The organism is Pseudomonas sp. A214, from assembly GCF_900156295.1.
Classification (GTDB): domain Bacteria; phylum Pseudomonadota; class Gammaproteobacteria; order Pseudomonadales; family Pseudomonadaceae; genus Aquipseudomonas; species Aquipseudomonas rhizophila.
The window spans coordinates 685,877-707,578 of the sequence record NZ_LT707062.1 but is presented as its reverse complement, the minus strand read 5'-3'; the positions used below and the strand labels follow the sequence as shown (position 1 = coordinate 707,578).

The window sequence follows — 21,702 nt, the reverse complement described above, 5'->3', positions numbered from 1 at the left end:
ATTTCCGATGTGGGTGGCGTCGGGAATGGACGCGGCAAGCTGTGTCGTTTCCGTTTCAGTGACGCCAGTATATAATGCCGCAGATTTTGTGTGCGCTTTGTCCCAGCGTAGGATGAAGCTCACGGGAGCGACCGACTGAAATTGCGCACTAGAACGCAGCTCGCTCTCAACCCTGAAAAGGTCGTTTTATGACGAAATGGCTGCTAGCTGCCGGTGTCTTGATGCCGCTTTACAGCGCTCAGGCTACACAGGATCCGGAAGCTGTGTACAACCGTGTTTGTGGTGCCTGTCATTCCGGCCAACTCCCCATGGCACCCCGCAAGGGTGATCAGGAAGCTTGGACGCCGAGGTTGGCGAAAGGTATGGAGACGCTGGTGCAACACGTGACCCAGGGTTTCAAGGCGATGCCGCCGCGTGGTTTGTGCATGGACTGCAGTGCCGAGGATTACCGAGCCATCATCCAGTGGATGAGCGAGTAAACCCGGTCCATAACTCTTTAACCCTTAGCCGTAGTTGGATTAGCTGATGAACAAACTGATCGTGAGTCTGCTGTTGACATTGGGGATATCCGGCGTAGCCCATGCCGCTGGCGATGCCGCCGCCGGCCAGGCGAAAGCCGCCGTATGTGGGGCCTGCCATGGTCCGGATGGCAACAGCATGGCACCAAACTTTCCGAAACTGGCGGGCCAGGGCGAGCGTTACCTGACCAAGCAGTTGAAGGACATCAAGGACGGCAAGCGTGTCGTGCTGGAAATGACCGGCCTGCTGACCAACCTGAACGATCAGGACCTGGCGGACATGGCGGCTTATTTCGCCAGCCAGAAGGGCAGCGTTGGCGCCGCCGATCCAAAACTGGTCGCACGTGGTGAAGCGCTGTTTCGCGGAGGCAACCTGGAAAAGGGGCTTCCAGCTTGCACCGGTTGCCACTCGCCTGACGGCAAAGGTAACGCAGCGGCCGGCTTCCCGCACCTTGGGGGCCAGCACGCTCAGTACATTGCCAAGCAGCTGACTGACTTCCGCAAGGAAGCAGACGGTCGTAACAATGATGGCGAGGCGATGATGCGCACCATTGCCCGCAAGCTGAGCGACGAAGAGATCGCGGCGGTGGCCAGCTACATCCAGGGCCTGCACTAAGACCGTTGGCCGGGCGTTGTGAGGGTTTACATCTCTTGCAACGTTAACGCTCGATTAATCTGTCGATGCGAACATCAAAAGGGTGGCTTTGGCCGCCCTTTTTTGTGGCCGCTACCGTTACACTAGCGAACTTGAACCCGTCACGGCCTGTCTGAAAAACACGCCTCGCGAGGTCACCTCATTGTCCAGGAGTAAAGCATGCGTAATCTGATCATCAGCGCCGCGCTCGCCGCTGTCAGCCTGTTCGGCATGGCCGCCCAAGCCAACGCCGAGGAATCGAAAGCCCCTTACGTCGAATTGAGCAATCCCGTTCCGGTGGCCGTGCCTGGCAAGATCGAAGTGGTGGAACTGTTCTGGTACGGCTGCCCGCATTGCTACGCGTTCGAGCCGGTCATCAACCCATGGGTCGAGAAACTGCCTTCGGACGTTAACTTCGTACGCATTCCGGCCATGTTCGGCGGCCCATGGGACGCCCACGGCCAGATGTTCCTGACCCTCGAAGCCATGGGCGTCGAGCACAAGGTTCACGCTGCAGTGTTCAATGAGATCCAGGTTGAGAAGAAGCGTCTGACCGATCCTGAAGAAATGGCTGAATTCCTCGCCACCCAAGGTGTGGACAAGGACAAGTTTCTGGCGACGTTCAACTCCTTCGCCATCAAGGGCCAGATCAACAAAGCCAAAGAACTTGCCAAGAAATACGAGATCACTGGCGTACCCACCATGGTCGTCAACGGCAAATACCGCTTTGATATCGGTTCGGCCGGTGGTGCTAACCAGGCGCTGGAGCTGGCCGACCAGCTGATTGCCAAAGAGCGAGCGGCAACCAAGGCCGCCGCCAACTAAGCGCGGCGCTGACCATGGCCCGCTGGAGCACCGAACGCGTCGTTGGCCTGCATGAACCGCGGGTCAATGAGCATCATATCGCCTCCACGGGCCTGCCTGCCGACAACTGCCTGCGGCTGCTCAGTTTCAATATTCAGGTGGGCATCAGCACAGAGCGTTACCGGCATTACCTGACCCGTGGCTGGCAACATCTGCTGCCGCACACCGGACGCGCCGTCAACCTGCAGAAGATCGGCGACCTACTGAAAGATTTCGACCTGGTGGCCTTGCAAGAGGCCGACGGTGGGAGCCTGAGATCGGGCTACGTCAATCAGGTGGAGCATCTGGCTCAACTGGGTGCTTTCCCCTACTGGTACCAACAACTCAATCGCAACCTCGGACGCCTGGGCCAGCACAGCAATGGTGTGTTGAGCCGCCTGCGGCCGTGGGCGATAGAAGATCACCCGTTACCCGGTCCCAAGGGGCGCGGAGCGATCCTGGCGCGCTTTGGCGAAGGTCCGGAGGCGTTGATCGTGGTCATGATGCACCTGGCCCTTGGGGCTCGTACCCGAACGATGCAACTGGCCTACATCCGCGAGCTGATTGGTGACTACAAGCACCAGGTATTGATGGGCGACATGAATACCCATGCCAACGACTTGCTGCAAAATTCGCCGTTGCGTGATCTTGGGCTGCTCGCCCCACAACTCGAAGCCACATTCCCCAGCTGGCGCCCCCAGCGCTGTCTGGACCATATTCTGCTGAGCCCCACCTTGACCCTCGAACGGTTCGAGGTGCTGGCTCACCCCATTTCCGACCACCTGCCTGTCGCGGTCGAAATTCGTCTGCCGGGTTCGCTCACGGCGGATGCATTCCCCGCACTGAGTCCTGCCCCTCGCGGATCCCATGAATGAGCGACGAAGCCGAACGCTGGAGAGAGAAGTACTTCAAGAGCATCGAACAGCAAGAAAAGCTCGAGCGCCGCTGGGCGGCTCGGCTCGACTTGCTGCGTCGCGGCCTGGTGCGCAGTACGCTGGCCGCCGAAGGCACTGACCGGGCGGTCGATCAGTGCATGAAAGAAATGCGCGAAGTGGTGCGCAGCGATGACATGGATGCCGCCCTCGCCGCTCTTTTGCCCCGCCTGGAAAAAGCTGTGCTTGATTCCGAGCAGCGTCGCGAGACTCGAGTCGAACAGGTGAGCGCTGCATTGACTTCCCTGGTCGCTCAGTTGCAAACCTTGCCGCTGCCAAAGGAAGTCAGCCGGCCCTTGAAAAAGTTTTCCAAGCAGTTGGAAGACCGGGTGGACCAGGCTCGGGAGATTCCTTTGCTGCTCAGTGAACTGAGCAGCTTGCAGGGCCAGGCGCTGAGTGTGCTGGAAGCGCCCACTGAACCGAATCGTCCCGGCCTGCTGCAACGGTTGTTTGGTGGCCACGGCCAGGAAGAAGCGGCGCCTCCGTCGCACGAACCTGCCCAGCGCAGCGCGGTAACGGTTTTGGAAGCGACACCGCCGGCACCGGCACAGTTAGCGACTGACGCTGCGCCTGCCATAACTCCAGTTCCAGCCCCGGCAGTGTTAGCCGGACCCGCGGCAACAGTCGATGAAGCGCCTGAAACGGTCGCGTTCATTCCGCCAATGGTCGATCCCGATCCCGATCCAGAACGCTCTCCGTCGCCGGTATCCGAAGCTGCCGAGCCGACTCTGGAACGAGATGAGGCTACCGAGCAGGAGGAGGCAACCGAGCCGGCACCGATTCCCACGGAACAGGCGGTGCCGGTACCCGCCCTTGGGAACCCTGATGAGCTGATGCCCGAGGAGCCGCCGCAAGCGCTGGACGAGTCGCTGCCCCTCCCGGAAGAGCCCGTCGAACCCTCGGCCGCGGTCGAGCCGGCAGCGTCTGAGCCGGAGGACGACCATTATGAACTGCCCGACTCACCGGAGCCGTCCTACAGTTCGGTGGCCAGGCATATAGAAGACACCCTGTTGGGCCTGCTGGGCGATCTGACCCTGCCCGAGCGTCACCGTCCCCAGGCCGAGGCCATGCGCGAACGGCTGCAAAATGGCTTGAACTGGTATGAATTACTGCCCATTCTCGACGATCTTGCCGTACTCATGCTGGCAATTACCGACACCGGCCAACATGAATTCGAAGCGTACCTGCAGCGCCTCAATGATCGGCTTGAGTCCTTCCAGAGCAGTTTACGGGCAGCCAGTGAAGACCATGCCGATAACCAGTCGGCCTCCCGGGAAATGGACACGCAGATTCGCGAGCAGGTGGATGGCTTGCAAAGCAGCGTGCAGGAAGCTGATGACCTGGAAGGTCTCAAGCAAGTGCTGGAGAACCATCTTGAAGGCCTGCTTGGCACGATGGACCAGCACCAGAAGCAGCGCGATCAGCGCGAGCAGGAAGTGTCGGCTCGCCTCAAAAGCCTGGCCGAGCGCGTCGCGCTGATGGAGCAGGATGCCCAGGTTGTCCGGGATAATCTTGAAGAGCAGCGGCAAAAAGCGCTTATCGATCCGCTCACCGGGCTGCCTAACCGCGCCGCCTGGTCCGAGCGTCTCGAACAGGAAGTTGCCCAATGGCAGCGGCACGGCAACAGTCTGCTGCTGGCCATGCTCGATCTGGATCACTTCAAGCGCATCAACGATAACTACGGCCACCTGGCAGGTGATCGGGTGCTGAAGATCATCGCTTCGGTGCTGCGTAGACGTCTGCGTGGCAGCGATTTCATCGCCCGCTTTGGCGGTGAGGAATTTGTCCTGCTGGTGCCCGACACACCGCTGGCGGCCGGGGCAAGACTGGCCGAGTCCCTGCGCGCAGCCATCGAGGCCTGCCCGTTTCACTTCAAGGGTGAGCCGGTCACAATCACCGTGTCCGTGGGCATGACCGCGTTCAAAAGCGGGGAGCACAGCGATTCGGTGCTTAAAAGAGCCGATCAGGCGCTATATAGAGCCAAAAATGCCGGGCGCAACCGAGTGGAATGGGGCTGAAGGCAATTGTTCCATTTTGTGAATCCCGCTATACGAGCCAGATCATCGCAACGCGATACGTTACACTGTTGCATTACCCCAGCGCGTAATGCACCTGCCATGAAATTTTTTTCGCTCATTGCCTTCTTACTGGTTCTGGCCGGTTGCGCCAGCGGCCCCAGGCTCGATACCAGCCACCCTTCAGTCAATCATGACAACCGTATCCAGTTCGTGGTGCTGCATTACACTTCCGCTTCCCTGGAGCGGTCCCTGGCTTTGCTCACCCACGGCGAAGTCAGTGCGCATTACCTGATCGGCGATGATAAAAGCGCGACCGTCTACAAGCTGGTGGATGAAAGCCGGCGCGCCTGGCACGCCGGAGACAGTGAATGGGATGGCCGGACCTGGCTCAATTCCAGCTCCATCGGCATTGAGATCGTCAATCCCGGTTTCGTCGATACGCCCACCGGGCGCCTCTGGTATCCCTACAGCGAAGCTCAGGTCCAGGCCTTGATCGCCTTGCTCAAGGACATCTCCCAGCGTAATGGGATCAACCCGCGCAACATCATTGGGCATAGCGATATTGCCCCGATGCGCAAGCTTGACCCTGGGCCGCTGTTTCCCTGGAAGCGCCTGGCGCAAGCTGGGGTGGGGATTTGGCCAGACGAGCAGGCGGTAATCCGCCAGCAGGCGGTTTTCGCGGCGCAGGTACCGAACGTCAGTTGGTTCCAGGCCGAGCTGGCCCGTTTCGGTTACCCGACGCCCCGCACCGGCGAATGGGATGTGGCCACTCATCATGTGCTCGCTGCCTTCCAGATGCGCTTCCGGCCGACCCGGTTCGACGGCATGCCGGATGCGCAAAGTGCGGCTATCCTGCAGGTGCTCAACCAGACAAAATAATGACGCCCGTCCGACGGTCAGGGCTAAATCCAAATCAGAAGCTATAACTCATTGGTAACTTTCGGATTACCAATGATGACGCCTGCCCGCGAAACCCTGCAAAGCTGGCTCCATCGCCCGTTTCTCCTGGCGATGATGGCGGCTGTCCTGAGTACCGTGCTATTGCTGGGCGCCAGTCTGTTCGTGGTGATGCAGCAAATCCAGCAGCGCGAAAGCGACCAGATGAATGCTCAGGGCGAGCGCTTTCTGCAGCGACTCGAGCAGCTTTTCGGACAGTTGCGCGAAAGCCTCGACGATCTGCAAAACCAGCCGTTGCGCAGATGCGACGACGACATGATCGCGACGTTGCAGCAAGTCAGCTTCAACTACCGTTTCGTCTACGAAGCGGCGTATATCGATAGCAGCGGGGTTTGTTCCAATCGTCCACGCCGCAGCGGGTTATCGGTGATCCGACCGCCTGACATCCGGGGCCCGACCTACAGCTACTGGCTCAATACCACCACCGAGCCGGATGAAAACCGTGCTGCATTGATGCTGGGGCGTGGCAATTTTCGCGTTGCGACTTCCCGCGGGCATCTGACCGACGTGGTCGACCTGCCCCCCGGCAGTAGCCTGCTTGTGGTGCTCGATCATGGCGAGCGGGCGATACCGGTGCTGGGCACCGATCAATACTGGCCGCCCACGGAGCCTTGGCCCTCGAAAAGCCGCAATGCATTGCAAGTGACGCAGAACCGCCTGATCTATCGGATGCAGACCGACAGCCCGGAATATCAACTGGTGCTGATTGCTCAACGCAATGGTTTCAATATTCCCTCCAACGCCTGGTGGTTGCTGCCCATCAGCCTGATGCTGGGCCTGGGGATTGGTTTCCAGGTATTCCTGCTGGCACGTCAGCGCCAATCGATGGACGCCGAACTGCACGGGGCCATCCGGCGCGGAGAATTGCAGGTGCTGTACCAGCCGATCTTCGACCTGCGCAGTCGCAATTGCGTCGGTGCTGAAGCCCTGTTGCGCTGGCGGCGCCCGGACGGCACCCTCACCAGCCCGGATCTGTTCATTCCGATGGCAGAGAACACCGGGCAGATCCGTCAGATCACAGACTTCGTGCTGCAACGCCTGTTCGACCAGTTGGGTCAGCTGCTGCGGGCCAATCCGCAGCTCTACATCTCGGTGAACCTGGCAGCGTGCGACGTCATGGTGCCACGTATCGGCGAAGTGATCGCCCGCCTGCTGGCGTTGCATCGGGTGTCGGCGCACCAGATAGCCTTTGAAGTGACCGAACGCGGATTGGTCGATGTCCTGGTCGCCCGGGATAATCTGCAATCGCTGCGCGATGTCGGGCATCAGGTGTTGATCGATGATTTTGGCACAGGCTATTGCAGCCTCGCCTATCTGCAAACCTTGCCGGTGGACTGCTTGAAAATCGACAAAGCCTTCATTGACGCCCTGGGGCACGATGCCGCCAGCAGCGGTGTGGCCCCGCATATTATCCGCATGGCCCACGCGTTAGAGCTCAAGGTGATTGCCGAGGGCATCGAGCATGAAGCCCAGGCGTCTTACCTGAGCAGCGAAGGCGTGACTTTCGGGCAGGGTTGGCTGTTTGCCCATGCGCTCAGTGCCGTGCAGTTGATCGAGCTGATTACCCGCGGCCGGCGCCTGTTGGGGCGACGCCTGGACGATGAGGCCTGAGCCGACTCAGACCGCCAGCGCCATATAGAACTGGGTGCCCTGCCCCGGCCGTGAATAAACGCCCATGCGCCCACCGTGGAGCTGGACGATTTCCTTGCACAGCGCCAGCCCCAGCCCTGCGCCGCCCTTTTTGCGACCGACCTGGACGAAAGGTTCGAAGATCCGTCCCTGCTGGCCGTAGGGAATGCCCTCTCCATTGTCCTCGACGCTGATGATCACCCGCTCGCCGTGACGACGGGCCTGCAGGCGGATCTGACCGTGGTCGCCCGTGTGACGCATGGCATTGTCGATCAGGTTATCCAGCACCCGGTCCAGTTGCGCAGCGTCGGCATGCAGGCGCGGTAAGGGTCCCTGGATCGCCACGAGCAATTGGATGCCCTTGGCCTGGGCCTGTGCGGCAAACCGCAGCCGGGCCGACTCCAGCAGTTCTTCGATGGAACAAGGTGCCAGCGTCAGCTTTTGCAGGCCGTTCTGGTAGCGGGAGAAGTTCAGCAGGTCATTGATGAGCTGCATCAGGCGCTGCATTTCTTCGTTGACGGTGTTGAGCAGATCGGCTTCGCGCGATTCCTCAGGAAAATGCACGCGCTCCTGCAACAGGCCGAACGCCATGTGCATGCCGGTCACTGGGGTACGCAGCTCGTGGGACGCGCGCAACACGAACTCACTGCGCACCCGTTCGAAAGCGCGTTGTTCGGTGACATCGTGCAACACCATCACCGCCCCGAGGATGTGCCCCTGGGTATGGCTGACGGGGGTGAGGCTATACGTCAGCAACCGCGACTCGCCATCCACTTCGATGCTCAAGTCGTCCGGCGCCCGCTCCAGCGTTCCCCCGCGCAGCACCAGTTGCAGTTCCTCATCCAAATCCTTGCGTTCCAGCGCCTCGCCCAATCCCTGGCCCAGGCGCTCCTCGTCCCAGCCCAATTGACGCTGGGCCACCGGGTTGAGGTGCTCCAGGCGACCCTGGCGATCGATCATCAGCAAGCCGTCGTCGATGCTGTCGAGTACCGCTTGCAAGCGTTGCTGGCCGGCGAGCAGCTCATCGACGTTGGTGGCCTGATGCTCGCGCAGAGCCTGGGCCATGATGCCGAAGCGTCGGGTCAGCAAGTTCAATTCCGAGGCCGAGGAGATCGGCAGCGTCACCTCGAAGTTGCCCTGACCGATATTATCCGCCGCCGCCGCCAGCGCCTCGATCGGCGCCCCGAAACGTCGGGCGATACCGTGGGCTGTGATGAAGCCGATGATCAGCACTGCCAACCCTACCAGCCCCAGTAATCCGGAAATCAGCAACGCGCGCTCGCGAGCTTTGTTCTGGGTGTCGCTGATGTTGTTCAGCGCCTGCCGATACGCGTCGATCAAGCCCGTGCGCAGCACGTTGAATTTTTCGGTGAGGTTCTGGATACCGGACAGTTGGGCCGGTAGCTGGCGAGAGGCTGAAAAAGCCTCCAGAAAACTGATGTAATCGGCTTTGGCCTTGCTGAAGCTGTCGGCTGAATCGTCCAGCACCTGTTCGTGGGCGATGCCCTCGTCGAGCAACTCGAAGTATTGCCGTTTGGATGCTTCCAGAGCCACCAGGTCGGGCTTCTCATCGAGCATGATCATCAACTGGTCGCCCAGGGTCTGACGCAGCTTGAGGCCCAGGTCGAGCAGGATGAAGTTGTCGCGCACCGATTGTTCTTGGGTATTGGCCATCTGCACCACGCTGACCAGGCCAAGCAACAGCCCCAGCAATGCCACGGTAATCAGCGCCGAGATACTCAGAAACAGCCGTGTGCGCAGCTTCATCGCCAGTTTCATAAGATGACGCTCACAGGTTGTACTGCTTGCGTTTGCGATACAGCGTGGAGGCATCGATTCCCAGAGTCTTGGCGGCCTGATCCAGCGTGTCGGCCGTGGCCAGCACTGCGCCAATATGCGCCTTTTCCAATTCGTCGAGGCTTAGCGCAGCCCCGATTCGCGGTGCATTGTTGACGGGTTGCTCGGCCATGCCCAAGTGGCTGATTTCGACTTTTTCCTGCGCGCAGATGATGCTGGCGCGCTCGACCACGTTGCGCAGCTCCCGGATGTTGCCAGGCCAGCGATAGCCTAGCAGCGCTTCACGAGCCTCGTCGCTGAAGCCGCGCGCCGGGCGGGCGTATTCCTTGACGAAGCGCGCCAGGAAGCGGTCGGCCAACGTCAGAATGTCTTCGGCCCGCTCGCGCAGTGGTGGCAGATGCAGGGTAATCACATTCAGGCGGTACAGCAGGTCTTCGCGAAAGCGCCCGTCGCGCACCATGTCCTCAAGGTTGAGGTTGGTCGCCGCGAGGATCCGCACATCGGCACGACGGGTCACCGGATCGCCGACCCGTTCGTATTCCTTGTCCTGAATGAAACGCAGCAACTTGGGCTGCAATGTCAGGGGAAAATCGCCGATTTCATCGAGAAAAAGCGTACCACCGTCGGCCTGGTTAACCCGTCCCAGCGTGCTTTCACTGGCACCGGTAAATGCACCGCGGCTGTGGCCGAACAGTTCGCTTTCCATCAATTCAGCGGTCAACGACGGGCAGTTGATCGTGACGCAGGACTTCTTCGCGCGTTTGCTCCAGCCATGGATGGCTCGGGCCAGTTCGCCCTTACCGGTGCCGGACTCGCCAAGGATCAGAATGTTGGCGTCAGTGCTGGCGACCTGGCGAGCGGTTTCGAGCACGACTTTCATCGCCGGGCTGTGGGAGTCGAGGCCGTCATTGGGTTTGCGCACTTCCCCTTCCAGGGCTTCCAGTCGCGCCGATAACTGGCGCACCTCTAACTGTTTGGCGGTCGCCAGGCGCAGTTGATCGGGGCTGCAAGGCTTGACCAGATAATCGGCGGCGCCCGCCTGGATCGCATCAACGGCGGTGTCGACCGCCGAGTGGGCGGTGACAATCACCACCCGCATCCAGGGTGCCTGGATGCGCATTTGCGCCAGGACATCAAGGCCGTTGTCTTCTCCCAGGCGCAAGTCCAGAAAACACAGGTCAAACACCTGCCGCTGCAGCAGGGTGTCCGCCTGGGCGGCGCTGTTGGCGGTGGCGACGCTGTAGCCTTCGTCTTCCAGGCAATAACGGAATGTACGCAGGATGGCGGACTCGTCGTCTACCAGCAGAATGCGGCCTTGATGCTCAGTGGCGGATTCCATTTTTCCTACGCTCCTTTAATGAATGATGTTGGTTAGTGTCAGAAAAATCGGGCAAGTTGCATGGTCGTTTCTGAGGGGATATTACCCACCGACAGCGTACTTGCGAGTGTCTGACTCCTAAAAGGTTGATTTAGGTCCCTTTTTTGCGCCCGCGGACGCCTCGTACGGTATGGCTTGCCCATTCCGACATCTATTTCCGACGGGCAATTCAAAAAGATTCTATCGCGTCTATCTCCGCCGTTCGTGCATTACGCACGACCTTTGTCGTGGCCATCGTGCAGGATGCGCTCCGGCTGGCTCGCAAGTCATCCATAACTAATTGATTTTAAAGATATTTATATCGCCAAAAATTCTGGCATGCCGAGTGCAATGGTTAGCTCAACGTGGCGTCAAGGCGCCTCAACCAGGTCACCACTCGGGGTGGGGAGGAATTTCAGGATGAATCGTCAACGTGCCGCTCAGTTTCGAATCTCTGCCCTGCATGTTCAGCAGGGTTTGTGGGCAGCAGTGGCCCTGCTGATCACGCTTGTGGCTGGCCAGCAGTTGATGCTTTGGCATCAGAGCCAACAGCCTGAAGCGCCTCTGTTGTCAATTCAGCGCGCCCCGCAAACTCATTTCAGCGCTGTCAGCAGCCTCTCGGATATTTCCGCCTCGATGCGAATGATGGAAGTCGATCAGTCTGTGAACGGCATGCCCCACCAGGAGCGCTGGGTGTTTTAACTCGATGAACCGGTCGTCCACTGCGCCGGAACCATCACTGCAAGACCCTAACTAAATAGAAAAGCGTAAGGAGAATCACCATGTTGAGCTGGGCAATTACTTTCCTGATCATTGCCATCATCGCCGCAGTACTGGGCTTCGGTGGTATCGCAGGCACCGCCACGGGCATCGCCAAGATTCTCTTTGTCGTGTTCCTGGTGATGTTCATCGCTTCCTTCTTCTTTGGCCGCCGCGGCCGAGGCTGACCATGAGCGTCGCACTCAAAGGATTGGTCGCTGCCCTGCTGCTGGGCGGCGGCACCATGGCCATGGCTGCCAACGACGGACAGATGCGGGTCAATCAGTTGCTCAAGGCCGACCCGCAATATGTCGAGACTTGGCAGCAAGTGGTTAAAAAGGAAGAACGCCTGCCGGAATGGGTGATGAACCTGTCAGGCGATTCGCAGCAGATGAATGCTGTCGAGGAAGATGGCGACAAATACCTGGTCGGTCCGTTGTGCGAAACCCAGGCGACATGCCGCAGCAAGCGCTTGTTCGTCGCTTTCAGTTTCGACAAGGACGAGGCTTATGCATTGCTGGTTGAAGTCCCTGCCGGACTTCCGGCCGACAAGTCGCCGACACGTCATGCTGATTACCGGTTCCTCGGCAATCCTGATGAAGGTATGCAAGAACTGTTAATGGAGCAACTCAAGAAAGATCCGAACTGGTACTGATTCTGAAAGCGAGAAAAGCACGTTGTTTTTCTCCTCTGCACAGTCCGAAGAGGGCCGATGCATGACCAGGGGGCCGGGACGCTCTGCCCGTCTAAGGGCGCAGTGACCTACGGGCACAAGGGGTGCCTGCGAAAGGGCCGGGTCAGGAAAAAGCTTCCACGCAGGTTCGCACAGTCATGACGACTGGCGAACTTGCGTGGAGCTTCGTGCGTTGTAAAGTTCATGCCAGAGCGGTTGGCTATCCTGGCGTCGGCCCCACCCCTGCGTACCACCATCGTTTTTCCACGCTGCTCCACTCCCCCGCATCCGACCGTATATCGGAGATTTATCCGCCCGGTCCGCTCTTTCGAGAGTGCTTCATTCTTCCATCCTTTGAGCGCTTTTTGCGACGCCGGACAAAAACCCCGTTGCGCGGAAAATGGCCGGTTCACGGCATTTTTGCCTGCCGAAATGGCGTATTCGAACCGATGGGTACGCACGTTTTATTTCAAAGACATCATGCCGATTCGGCATAGGGTAGGCGTTTACGGCATTAGACGTCCCTCCTTTGCATCGCAATAGTTGCGCCTTTTTTCGCCTGCCAGTGCGCCTTTGGCGCGTACTCGGGGTGACCTTATATGGGGGCAGCGGCACGCATTCGTATCGCCATCGGGTGGTTCGGTTTGTGGCAGTTGCCCGAGTCCAACTGAAGTAAGGGTAAAGATATGAAGAAGGCAAGACTAAGCCTCGCCTGGCAGATCCTCATCGGTCTGGTGCTCGGGATTGCAATTGGCGCGCTGCTCAACCATTTCAGTACCGAGAAGGCCTGGTGGATCAGCAACGTGCTGCAACCGGCAGGCGATATCTTTATCCGTCTGATCAAGATGATCGTGATCCCGATTGTGATTTCTTCGTTGATCGTCGGTATTGCCGGGGTCGGTGACGCCAAGAAACTCGGGCGTATCGGCCTCAAGACCATCCTCTACTTCGAAATCGTCACCACTGTCGCCATCGTCGTCGGTTTGCTGTTGGCCAATTTCTTCCAGCCGGGCAGCGGCATCGACATGAGCACCTTGGGTACGGTGGATATTTCCAAGTACCAGGCCACGGCCGCCGAGGTTCAGCATGAACATGCGTTCATCCAGACCATTCTCAATCTGATCCCGTCGAACATCTTCGCGGCGGTGGCGCGTGGCGAGATGCTGCCGATCATTTTCTTCTCCGTATTGTTTGGCCTGGGTCTGTCCAGCCTGCAATCGGACCTGCGCGACCCCCTGGTGAAAATGTTCCAGGGCGTCTCGGAAAGCATGTTCAAGGTCACCCACATGATCATGCAATACGCCCCGATCGGCGTGTTCGCCCTGATCGCGGTGACGGTTGCCAACTTCGGCTTCGCTTCGCTGTTGCCATTGGCGAAGCTGGTGATCCTGGTTTACGTCGCCATCGCGTTCTTCGCCTTCGTGGTGCTGGGGTTGATTGCACGTCTGTTCGGCTTCTCCGTGGTCAAACTGATGCGCATCTTCAAGGATGAGCTGGTGCTGGCCTACTCCACCGCCAGCTCCGAAACCGTGTTGCCACGCGTGATCGAGAAGATGGAAGCCTACGGTGCACCCAAGGCGATTTGCAGCTTCGTGGTGCCGACCGGTTATTCGTTCAACCTCGACGGTTCGACCCTTTACCAGAGCATCGCGGCGATTTTCATCGCTCAGTTGTACGGCATCGATCTGTCCATCAGCCAGCAATTGCTGTTGGTGCTGACCTTGATGGTGACCTCCAAAGGCATCGCCGGCGTACCGGGTGTCTCTTTCGTGGTGCTGTTGGCGACCCTCGGCAGTGTCGGTATTCCGCTGGAAGGTCTGGCGTTCATTGCCGGTGTCGACCGCATCATGGACATGGCCCGCACCGCGCTGAACGTGATCGGCAATGCCCTGGCCGTGCTGGTCATTTCCCGCTGGGAAGGCATGTACGACGATGCCAAGGGCCAGCGCTACTGGAATTCCCTGCCCCACTGGCGCAGCAAAGAGCCGATGCCGGCGGGAGAAACTGCCAGCCGTTGAGGCGCATGATCCCTGTGGGAGCCGAGCTTGCTCGCGATTGCGGTGTGTCAGCCAACATCAATGCTGACTGATCCGGCCCCATCGCGAGTAAGCTCGGCTCCCACAGGATCTGCCATAGGATTTTTGTAGCCCCTGCGCAATGCCAAACAAACCCCGGAGAAATCCGGGGTTTGTCGTTTCTGCCAGCCCCGCTATCATTCGCGGCATCTTCCGGGGGACTTAACCGATGCTCAATGGCCTGTGGCTTGGCTTCTTTATCGTGGCAGCCGTATCGGCGCTGGCGCAGTGGCTGATCGGCGGTAACGCCGGGATCTTCGCCGCCATGGTGGAAAGCATTTTCGCCATGGCCAAGCTGTCGGTGGAGGTGATGGTCCTGCTGTTCGGCACCTTGACCCTGTGGCTGGGGTTTCTGCGGATCGCCGAAAAGGCCGGTATTGTCGACTGGCTGGCCAAGGCGCTCGGGCCATTGTTTTTGCGGCTGATGCCGGAGGTGCCGGCGGGCCATCCGGCGATTGGCCTGATTACCCTCAACTTTGCGGCAAACGGCCTGGGGCTGGATAACGCGGCGACCCCGATCGGCCTGAAGGCCATGCGAGCCCTGCAGGACTTGAACCCCAGCCCGACCATCGCCAGCAATGCACAAATCCTGTTCCTGGTGCTCAACGCCTCATCGCTGACGCTGTTGCCGGTGACCATTTTCATGTATCGCGCCCAGCAAGGGGCGCCGGACCCGACCCTGGTATTCCTGCCGATCCTGCTCGCCACCAGCGCCTCAACCCTGGTGGGGCTGCTGTCAGTGGCGTTCATGCAGCGTCTGCGCCTGTGGGACCCGGTAGTGCTGGCTTATCTGGTTCCGGGTGCGTTGGTACTGGGCAGTTTCATGGCGCTGCTGGCGACGCTCTCAGCCACGGCGCTGGCCGGGCTGTCCTCGATCCTGGGCAACCTGACACTGTTCGGCTTGATCATGATGTTTCTGGTGGTGGGCGCGCTGCGCAAGGTCAAGGTTTATGAAGCCTTCATTGAAGGTGCCAAAGAGGGCTTTGACGTCGCCAAGACTTTGCTGCCGTACCTGGTGGCCATGTTATGCGCCGTCGGCGTGCTGCGGGCCTCGGGCGCGCTGGACTTCGGCCTGGACGGCATCCGGCACCTGGTGCAGTGGGCCGGCTGGGACACCCGTTTCGTCGACGCCTTGCCGACTGCCATGGTCAAGCCATTCTCCGGCAGCGCCGCCCGGGCGATGCTGATCGAAACCATGAAGACTTCCGGCGTGGACAGCTTCCCCGCGCTGGTGGCCGCGACCATTCAGGGCAGCACCGAAACCACCTTCTATGTGCTGGCGGTGTACTTCGGCGCCGTCGGTATCCAGCGGGCGCGGCATGCGGTGGGCTGCGCGCTGCTGGCCGAGTTCAGCGGCGTCGTGGCGGCGATCGGGGTTTGCTACTGGTTCTTTGGCTGAACCATATCCCCTTGCCACAGGCCCGGATTGCAGTCACGGGCCTTTAGGGGCGTGCGGGTATCGCCAAGCGCTGGCCTTGTTCTACCGTCCAGTTCACAACCTCGGCGGTCAGTCGATCGCTGGCCTGGCCGAAACCTTGCACCACTGCTGGCACTTGCACGTCGCTCAAGGGCTGGCGGACTTCAAAACGATGACTGGCAAGGATGCGTTGGTCAAATCCCCGCACCAGCAATGCGTCCAGGCGAATCACCACGCTGGCCCCCGCGCCTTGATATTCGGTCTGGAAGGCCTGCAATTGGCCACCCAACTCCAAATCCGTTTGCAAGTTGCTGTCGGCGACACTCAATAGCCCGACACGTCCATCCTGTGCGAAGCCATCGAGCAAGCGATTGCGCAGCAACACCGGTGCCGGGTCGCTCCAGCGTGAGGCTGCGTAGCTGCTCAACAGATTGCCGTGAGGAATGACCGCGATTTTAGGGCTGTTGAGCACTTCGCTGGCCTGCGGGCTGGCCAGGCGCAACGACCACTTCACGGGCGTGCCTGGGGCTGCGGGCGCCTGAGTTGCGGGTAAGCGATAGACGTCCGCGGGCTCGGCCTGGGGCAGAATCGAGCAACCGCCAACCAGGACACATCCTGCCAGCAAGAGGATAGGGCGGACGAACCGAGCAAACGGCTTCATGGCGTGAATTCCTTGTTCTTGTCATTGCCCAGCAGATAGCCGCTGGGGTTGGCATCCAGGCGCCGGGAAATACCCCGCAGCGCGCTCAGGGTGTCGCGCAGCTCCCGCACCGCCGGCGACAGGGCATTGAGCCCCTGCATGCCATTGTTCAGCGCGTCGCGATTGTCGTTGAGCAGTTTGTCGAGGGTTGCGGTGCTGCGGGCCAGCGATTGCATGGCCTGGTCTGCGCTGCTCATGACCTCTTTGCCCTGATCGTTGAGCAGACCGTTGGCGCTGCGCATCAATGCCGTAGTCTGCTCCAGGGTGGCGCTGGCCTGTTTGCCGACAGAAGCCAGTTGCTGCATGGCCTGGCGAATATCGCCGCGTTGATCGGCGATGACCCCGGTGGTTTGCTCCAAGTGTTCAAGGGTCTTGCCCAACCGCTGGACATTGTCCGAGGAAAACACCGCGTTGGCGTTATGCAGCAGCAGGTTGATGCTGGTCATCAGGTCATCGCTGTTGTTCAGCAGGCGGGCGATGGGCGAGGGCGCTGCGATGATCACTGGCGGCTCGCCATCGTGCCCGGTCAGTGGCGGGCTATTGGGGGTGCCGCCACTGAGTTGGATAATCGAGGTGCCGGTGATGCCGGTCAGTGCCAGTTTGGCCTGGGTGTCCTGCTTGACCGGTGTTTCAGCACTCAAGCGTACCCGCGCCAGTACCCGGCGCGGGTCATTCGGGTCCAGGCGCAGATTGACCACGTCTCCGACCTTGATGCCGCTGTACTCCACCGAGCTGCCTCTGGACAAGCCGCTGACCGCTTCGTTGAACACCACTTCGTAATCCTTGAATTCGCTGTCCACGCTGGACTTGGCCAGCCACAACCCAAACAGCAGGGCGCCGACCACCACGATCACGGTGAACAGGCCGATCAATACATGATGGGCTCGGGTTTCCATGTCAGACCTCGTTCAATTGTGTAGCGGCCGTCAAGGCCGCGCGGCCGCGAGGGCCGTGGAAGTATTCATGGATCCAGGCATCGTCGGTTTCCGACACTTTGTCGATGACATCGGCCACCAGCACTTTTTTCTGGGCCAGCACCGCCACCCGGTCGGTGATGGTGTAGAGGGTGTCCAGGTCATGGGTGACCAGAAATACGCTCAAGCCCAAGGCGTCGCGAAGCGTCAGGATCAATTGGTCGAACGCTGCCGCGCCGATGGGGTCGAGGCCGGCGGTGGGTTCGTCGAGAAACAGAATGTCCGGGTCCAGGGCTAGCGCCCGGGCCAGGGCTGCACGCTTGATCATGCCGCCGGACAGCGAGGCGGGGTATTTGTCCGCTGCCGATAGCGGCAGTCCGGCCAACGCCAGTTTCACCGCCGCCAGATGTTCGGCATCGGCCCGGCTGAGCCCGGCGTGTTCGATCAGGGGCAGGGCGACATTCTCTGTCACAGTCAGCGAAGAAAACAGCGCGCCTTTCTGAAACAGCACCCCAAAGCGTCGTTCCACTTGCGAACGCTGTTGCTGGGGCAGGCTCGGCAGATCCTGGCCGAACACTCGCACGGCCCCTTCACTGGGCCGGTTCAAGCCGACAATGCTGCGCAACAGCACCGATTTGCCACTGCCGGAGCCGCCGACCACCGCGAGGATCTCGCCCTTGTATACGTCCAGGTCGAGGTTTTCGTGCACGCTCTGCAGGCCAAAGCGATTGCACAAGCCACGTACCTGTATCACCGCCTCGGTGGGCGGCCTGGAAGGTCGACTCACCATTGCATCTCCATGAAAAACAGCGCGGCTACCGCATCGAGCACGATCACCACAAAAATCGACTGCACCACGCTCGAGGTGGTGTGAGCCCCGACAGACTCGGCGCTGCCGCTGACTTTGAAGCCTTCCAGGCATCCCACCGCAGCAATCAGGAAGGCAAAGATCGGCGCCTTGACCATTCCCACCACGAAATGCTGGACGCCGATGTCCGACTGCAACAGCGTCAGGAACATCGCCGGAGAAATATCCAGCGACAGGGCACACACCACACCGCCGCCGACAATGCCCGAGAGCATGGCCACAAAGGTCAGCATCGGCAACGCCACCAACAGGGCCAGCACTCGCGGCACCACCAGCAACTCGATGGGATCGAGGCCCAGGGTACGAATCGCGTCGATTTCTTCGTTGGCCTTCATCGAGCCGATCTGGGCGGTGAAGGCGCTGGCGGTGCGACCTGCCATAAGAATCGCAGTCAGCAACACGCCGAATTCGCGCAGAAACGAGAACGCCACCAGGTCCACGGTAAAAATACTGGCGCCGAAATCGGCCAGCACCGTCGCCCCGAGAAACGCCACCACCGCGCCCACCAGAAAAGTCAGCAGGGCGACGATAGGGGCCGCGTCCAGCCCCGTCTGTTCGATGTGAACAACCATCGGGGTAATGCGCCAGCGTTTCGGGCGAAACAGGCCCCGGGCCAGCGTTTCTAGGATCAAGCCGACAAAGCCCAGCAATTGCAGGGTATCTTGCCAGACCTTGTCCACGGCTCGACCGATGCGTGTCAACAACTGGGTCACGACACTCACCGTCGGCTCTTTGACCGGCACGCAGAAGCCGGTCAGCGAGCAATAGACCGTCTGCAACAGTGCCCGATCGGCGGACGACAACGTGCAGTCGCGGTGCTCGGCGGTCTTGCCCAGCCGCTCGGCGCCCAGCAGTTCCACCAGCAACGAGGCGCCAGCGGTGTCGAGGGCACCCAAGCCATTGAGGTCGATCAGGGTGTTGTCGTCGTACTGGCCGCGCAGCGAGTCGCTCAAACGCTTGAGCTGCGTGTAGTGAGCCAGTGTCCAGTCCCCGCTGATCCATAGCTGCGCCGGGGAGTGAGAGCGATCCAGTCGGGCACTGCCAGCCAGAGTGCCAGGGGTCATAAGCGCCATGCTCGTTCGGCTCGAAAAGTGTTACCTAATAGCACGCCCGGCATTATTTTGTCCCAGGCTCGAGCGCAGCGCTGACCTTGAAGCGCAATACACCAATCACCTGGCCATTTTCCGTCAGCACCCGCACCTGCCATTTACCGGTGGGGTCTTCCGGGAAGTTCTGCTTGTGGGTCCAGGCGCGATAGCCTTCCTTGCGCCCGCCATGAATGTCCAGGGCGATACGGTCCACTTCTTTGCCGTTGAATTGCCAGACGTGATAAATCCGCTCATCGAGCCCTCGCGGCGCATTGATAGCGGTGTAGGCATACAGACCGTTGCCGCGTATCTGGTCAGCGGTGACTTCCTTCAGGCTGGCGCCCGGCGTGCGGTCCTCCAGCTGGGTGCTGATCGCCACCTCGGTCATCCACAAGGTTGCCGGCGGCACCCAGGAGCGCAGCACCCACCCGGCCGCGCCGATCCCCACCGTGATGCACAGAATCGCCAGGGCGTTGCGCACGGTGCGGATCGGAAAGATCGAAGCCAGGCTGGGGAACGACAACAGCATGGCAGTGCCCAGCGCCAGCTTGAAGCTCTGGTCGGTGGTCAGGTGCAGGATGATCGGCAGTGCGGTGAGCAGGGCGGCAAACAGCGTCAGGGTGTGCAGCGCCAGGAACGCCCAGCGCCGGGGCGCCAGCCATTTGTAGTACAGCGGATCAATGATCGAGACCAGTGCCGAGGCCGCCAGTAGGCCGGTGAAAATCACTTGGCTGCTGTTCCAGGTGGTGGTGATGAAAAAGAACGGCAAGACGAAAAACAGGCTTTCCTGGTGAATCATCTGCGTGGCGTAACGCAGCAGCGGCTGGGGGATTTCCCGTTTGAATATGCGGGTAAAAAGCCGGGTCAGGCTGTTCTCCAGCATCAGCCAGAGCCAGCTCACCAGCATGATGATGGTGATCCAGGTCGCAAGACCCTGCTGGCGGTCCACCAGCATGAAACTGCCGACTCCAGAGATGAAGCCACCGAGTGCGATGACCCCTGGATAGCGCTTCATCAATTCGAGAAGGCGCTGGATGTAGTGAGTCAGGTTCGGCATTCGGCAGTTCACAGTGAGTCGGAGGAAATATCCCTGACAGAGTATCGCCAGGACATCGATGTGACGAGCGCTCTAAGCCCTGCGACGCAATCTCCACCCGACCAGGACCAACAGCAACCCCAGCAGCCCGGCCACGCCCCAAACCAGCTCATCGTCGCCGAGCATGGGTTTCTCGATGCGCAGGTAGCCCGGGTCCTTGAGCAGTTCACGCAGGGCCTGGTTGGCCTGTTCCAGGCTCACCGCCTGAAGGCGCACGGCCGGATTGGTGAAGCGGCCGTCGTCGTAATCGCCAAGGGCACCCCAATAGTAATCGGCCAGTGCGCTGTTGCCTTGAACCGCCCACGACTGATGGGCGATGGCGGCGCGTTTGATGCGCACGAAACTCTCCGGGTCGAGGCCATCCTTGAGCAACGTGGTGCGCATTTGCTCCAGCGCCTGCTCGGCCTGGGGCAGGTCATCACGGGCCAGGTCCGCGTTCAGGCTGAAAAAGCCAACGCCGCCAAACACCTCTCGCTCCACCCACGGCCCGTAGGACAGGCTGCGGGCCAGGCGCAGCTGGCGATAGAGCGCCCAGTCCAGATAGTCCTTGAGCAGGTCGAAGGTTTCGTCGTGTTGCTGTTCCAGCACCGGCTCCGGAAACAGCCAATGAAGCTTGGCGCTATTGCCCACCAGGCCGCGCATCAGGTTGCGCTTGGTGACCGCGCTGTAGCGGATCTGCGGTAACGCTGCGTGAGCGCTGGGCTCGACCGGCTCCAGTTCGCCGAAGGTCCGCTCCAGATAGGCCGGTAGCAACCGGTCCAGGTCGCCGACCACGATCAGCGTCATGTTGTTCGGTGCATACCAGGCCTTGCGTGCCTGCTCGATCCTGGCAAGGGTGAGGTGCCCGACTTCGGCGCGTTCGGCACAGCGCAGACCCAATTCCACTGCCAATTGATTGCCCGCCTTGTGGCCCAGGTCCTGATGATCGAGCCAGCGTTGCAGATGGGTGTAGTGGCCGCCATCCTCGCGTTCCACCACACGTTTGGCCGCCTGCAGGGCGTTGTCGTCGATGCGGGTACGAGTCAGCAGGGCGATCAACAGGTCCAGGACCTTGCGTTGATTGCGCGCCGGTGCCTCGATGACGAACGTGGTGTCGGCGTTGCTCGTGAAGGCATTCCACTCGCCGCCCAGCGCCTGCATACGCTCTTCCAGCCCGCCTTCGCCGCCGTCATCGACACCGCTGAACAGCAAATGCTCAAGCAGGTGGGGCAGTTCCTTGTCGGCGCAGTTGAAGTCGTCCAGTCCCACGCCCACCACCAGCCGGATCGCCACATGCCCGCGCTCGCTGCCCGGCTTGAGCAGCAGTTGCATACCGTTGGGCAGCACATACCCCTCGACCTGGAATCGATCCAGCGCGACCGACGGCAGTGAACCGAGCAACAGAACGGCGAGCAACAGACAACGCATAGCGAGCTTCCTGGCGGCTG

20 protein-coding genes are annotated in these 21,702 nt (G+C 60.4%); 12 read left to right on the top strand and 8 right to left on the bottom strand.

Annotated features, from left to right (window positions below; translation table 11 throughout):
* The first annotated feature begins 188 nt into the window (after nucleotides 1-188).
* The 7 genes from BW979_RS03200 to BW979_RS03170 all read left to right on the top strand — a co-directional run bounded on the left by BW979_RS03200 (nucleotide 189) and on the right by BW979_RS03170 (nucleotide 7,513).
* Complete coding sequence (locus BW979_RS03200) at nucleotides 189-479, top strand: c-type cytochrome (protein ID WP_003196231.1); 291 nt, start codon at nucleotides 189-191, stop codon at nucleotides 477-479.
* Between the two features lie 46 nt (nucleotides 480-525).
* On the top strand, nucleotides 526-1,134 hold the full coding sequence (locus BW979_RS03195) for a c-type cytochrome (protein WP_047229787.1): 609 nt from the start codon (nucleotides 526-528) through the stop codon (nucleotides 1,132-1,134).
* A 198-nt stretch (nucleotides 1,135-1,332) separates the two neighbouring features.
* Nucleotides 1,333-1,977, top strand: a complete 645-nt coding sequence (locus BW979_RS03190) for a thiol:disulfide interchange protein DsbA/DsbL (RefSeq protein ID WP_047229788.1) — start codon at nucleotides 1,333-1,335, stop codon at nucleotides 1,975-1,977.
* A 14-nt stretch (nucleotides 1,978-1,991) separates the two neighbouring features.
* Nucleotides 1,992-2,870: an endonuclease/exonuclease/phosphatase family protein gene (locus tag BW979_RS03185; protein WP_047229789.1), complete on the top strand. Its 879-nt coding sequence runs from the start codon at nucleotides 1,992-1,994 to the stop codon at nucleotides 2,868-2,870.
* Nucleotides 2,867-4,945, top strand: a complete 2,079-nt coding sequence (locus tag BW979_RS03180) for a GGDEF domain-containing protein (protein ID WP_076383147.1) — start codon at nucleotides 2,867-2,869, stop codon at nucleotides 4,943-4,945. Before BW979_RS03185 ends, BW979_RS03180 begins: the two co-directional genes overlap by 4 nt.
* 99 nt (nucleotides 4,946-5,044) lie before the next feature.
* Nucleotides 5,045-5,824, top strand: coding sequence for an N-acetylmuramoyl-L-alanine amidase (locus BW979_RS03175; protein WP_076383146.1), 780 nt, complete (start codon nucleotides 5,045-5,047; stop codon nucleotides 5,822-5,824).
* 75 nt (nucleotides 5,825-5,899) lie between these two features.
* Entirely contained in the window at nucleotides 5,900-7,513 is a 1,614-nt protein-coding gene (locus BW979_RS03170) for an EAL domain-containing protein (protein ID WP_076386507.1), read from the top strand.
* 6 nt (nucleotides 7,514-7,519) lie between these two features.
* Here the strand turns inward: BW979_RS03170 and BW979_RS03165 are convergent, their stop codons facing one another.
* Nucleotides 7,520-9,310 (bottom strand): ATP-binding protein, encoded by a 1,791-nt coding sequence (locus BW979_RS03165; RefSeq protein ID WP_047229792.1) that lies wholly within the window; start codon nucleotides 9,308-9,310, stop codon nucleotides 7,520-7,522.
* A 10-nt stretch (nucleotides 9,311-9,320) separates the two neighbouring features.
* The gene (gene algB / locus BW979_RS03160) at nucleotides 9,321-10,667 is read right to left on the bottom strand and encodes a sigma-54-dependent response regulator transcription factor AlgB (RefSeq protein WP_047229793.1); all 1,347 of its coding nucleotides are present in this window, start codon (nucleotides 10,665-10,667) and stop codon (nucleotides 9,321-9,323) included.
* 438 nt (nucleotides 10,668-11,105) lie between these two features.
* Between algB and BW979_RS03155 the strand changes: the two genes are divergently transcribed.
* From BW979_RS03155 to BW979_RS03135, 5 genes are all read left to right on the top strand, one after another.
* Nucleotides 11,106-11,387 (top strand): hypothetical protein, encoded by a 282-nt coding sequence (locus tag BW979_RS03155; RefSeq protein ID WP_047229794.1) that lies wholly within the window; start codon nucleotides 11,106-11,108, stop codon nucleotides 11,385-11,387.
* A gap of 80 nt (nucleotides 11,388-11,467) precedes the next feature.
* Nucleotides 11,468-11,632: a DUF1328 domain-containing protein gene (locus BW979_RS03150; protein WP_003177151.1), complete on the top strand. Its 165-nt coding sequence runs from the start codon at nucleotides 11,468-11,470 to the stop codon at nucleotides 11,630-11,632.
* A gap of 2 nt (nucleotides 11,633-11,634) precedes the next feature.
* A complete protein-coding gene (locus BW979_RS03145; RefSeq protein WP_047229795.1) occupies nucleotides 11,635-12,099 on the top strand; it encodes an inhibitor of vertebrate lysozyme family protein in 465 nt (154 codons plus the stop codon).
* A 704-nt stretch (nucleotides 12,100-12,803) separates the two neighbouring features.
* Nucleotides 12,804-14,135 (top strand): glutamate/aspartate:proton symporter GltP, encoded by a 1,332-nt coding sequence (gene gltP / locus BW979_RS03140; protein WP_047229796.1) that lies wholly within the window; start codon nucleotides 12,804-12,806, stop codon nucleotides 14,133-14,135.
* A gap of 226 nt (nucleotides 14,136-14,361) precedes the next feature.
* Nucleotides 14,362-15,591, top strand: a complete 1,230-nt coding sequence (locus BW979_RS03135; protein ID WP_076383145.1) for a nucleoside recognition domain-containing protein — start codon at nucleotides 14,362-14,364, stop codon at nucleotides 15,589-15,591.
* 43 nt (nucleotides 15,592-15,634) lie between these two features.
* Here BW979_RS03135 and BW979_RS03130 read toward each other — a convergent pair whose 3' ends face one another.
* From BW979_RS03130 to BW979_RS03105, 6 genes are all read right to left on the bottom strand, one after another.
* Nucleotides 15,635-16,270: an ABC-type transport auxiliary lipoprotein family protein gene (locus BW979_RS03130; RefSeq protein WP_076383144.1), complete on the bottom strand. Its 636-nt coding sequence runs from the start codon at nucleotides 16,268-16,270 to the stop codon at nucleotides 15,635-15,637.
* Nucleotides 16,267-17,205, bottom strand: coding sequence for an MlaD family protein (locus tag BW979_RS03125; protein WP_047229799.1), 939 nt, complete (start codon nucleotides 17,203-17,205; stop codon nucleotides 16,267-16,269). The genes BW979_RS03130 and BW979_RS03125 overlap by 4 nt, the downstream gene beginning before the upstream one ends.
* Before the next feature lies 1 nt (nucleotide 17,206).
* Nucleotides 17,207-18,013 (bottom strand): ABC transporter ATP-binding protein, encoded by an 807-nt coding sequence (locus BW979_RS03120; RefSeq protein WP_171061294.1) that lies wholly within the window; start codon nucleotides 18,011-18,013, stop codon nucleotides 17,207-17,209.
* Nucleotides 18,007-19,155, bottom strand: a complete 1,149-nt coding sequence (locus BW979_RS03115; protein ID WP_076383143.1) for an ABC transporter permease — start codon at nucleotides 19,153-19,155, stop codon at nucleotides 18,007-18,009. The genes BW979_RS03120 and BW979_RS03115 overlap by 7 nt, the downstream gene beginning before the upstream one ends.
* A gap of 52 nt (nucleotides 19,156-19,207) precedes the next feature.
* Nucleotides 19,208-20,236: a DUF5924 family protein gene (locus tag BW979_RS03110; RefSeq protein WP_047229801.1), complete on the bottom strand. Its 1,029-nt coding sequence runs from the start codon at nucleotides 20,234-20,236 to the stop codon at nucleotides 19,208-19,210.
* A 72-nt stretch (nucleotides 20,237-20,308) separates the two neighbouring features.
* Nucleotides 20,309-21,682 (bottom strand): M16 family metallopeptidase, encoded by a 1,374-nt coding sequence (locus BW979_RS03105; RefSeq protein ID WP_047229802.1) that lies wholly within the window; start codon nucleotides 21,680-21,682, stop codon nucleotides 20,309-20,311.
* Between the last annotated feature and the right edge of the window lie 20 nt (nucleotides 21,683-21,702).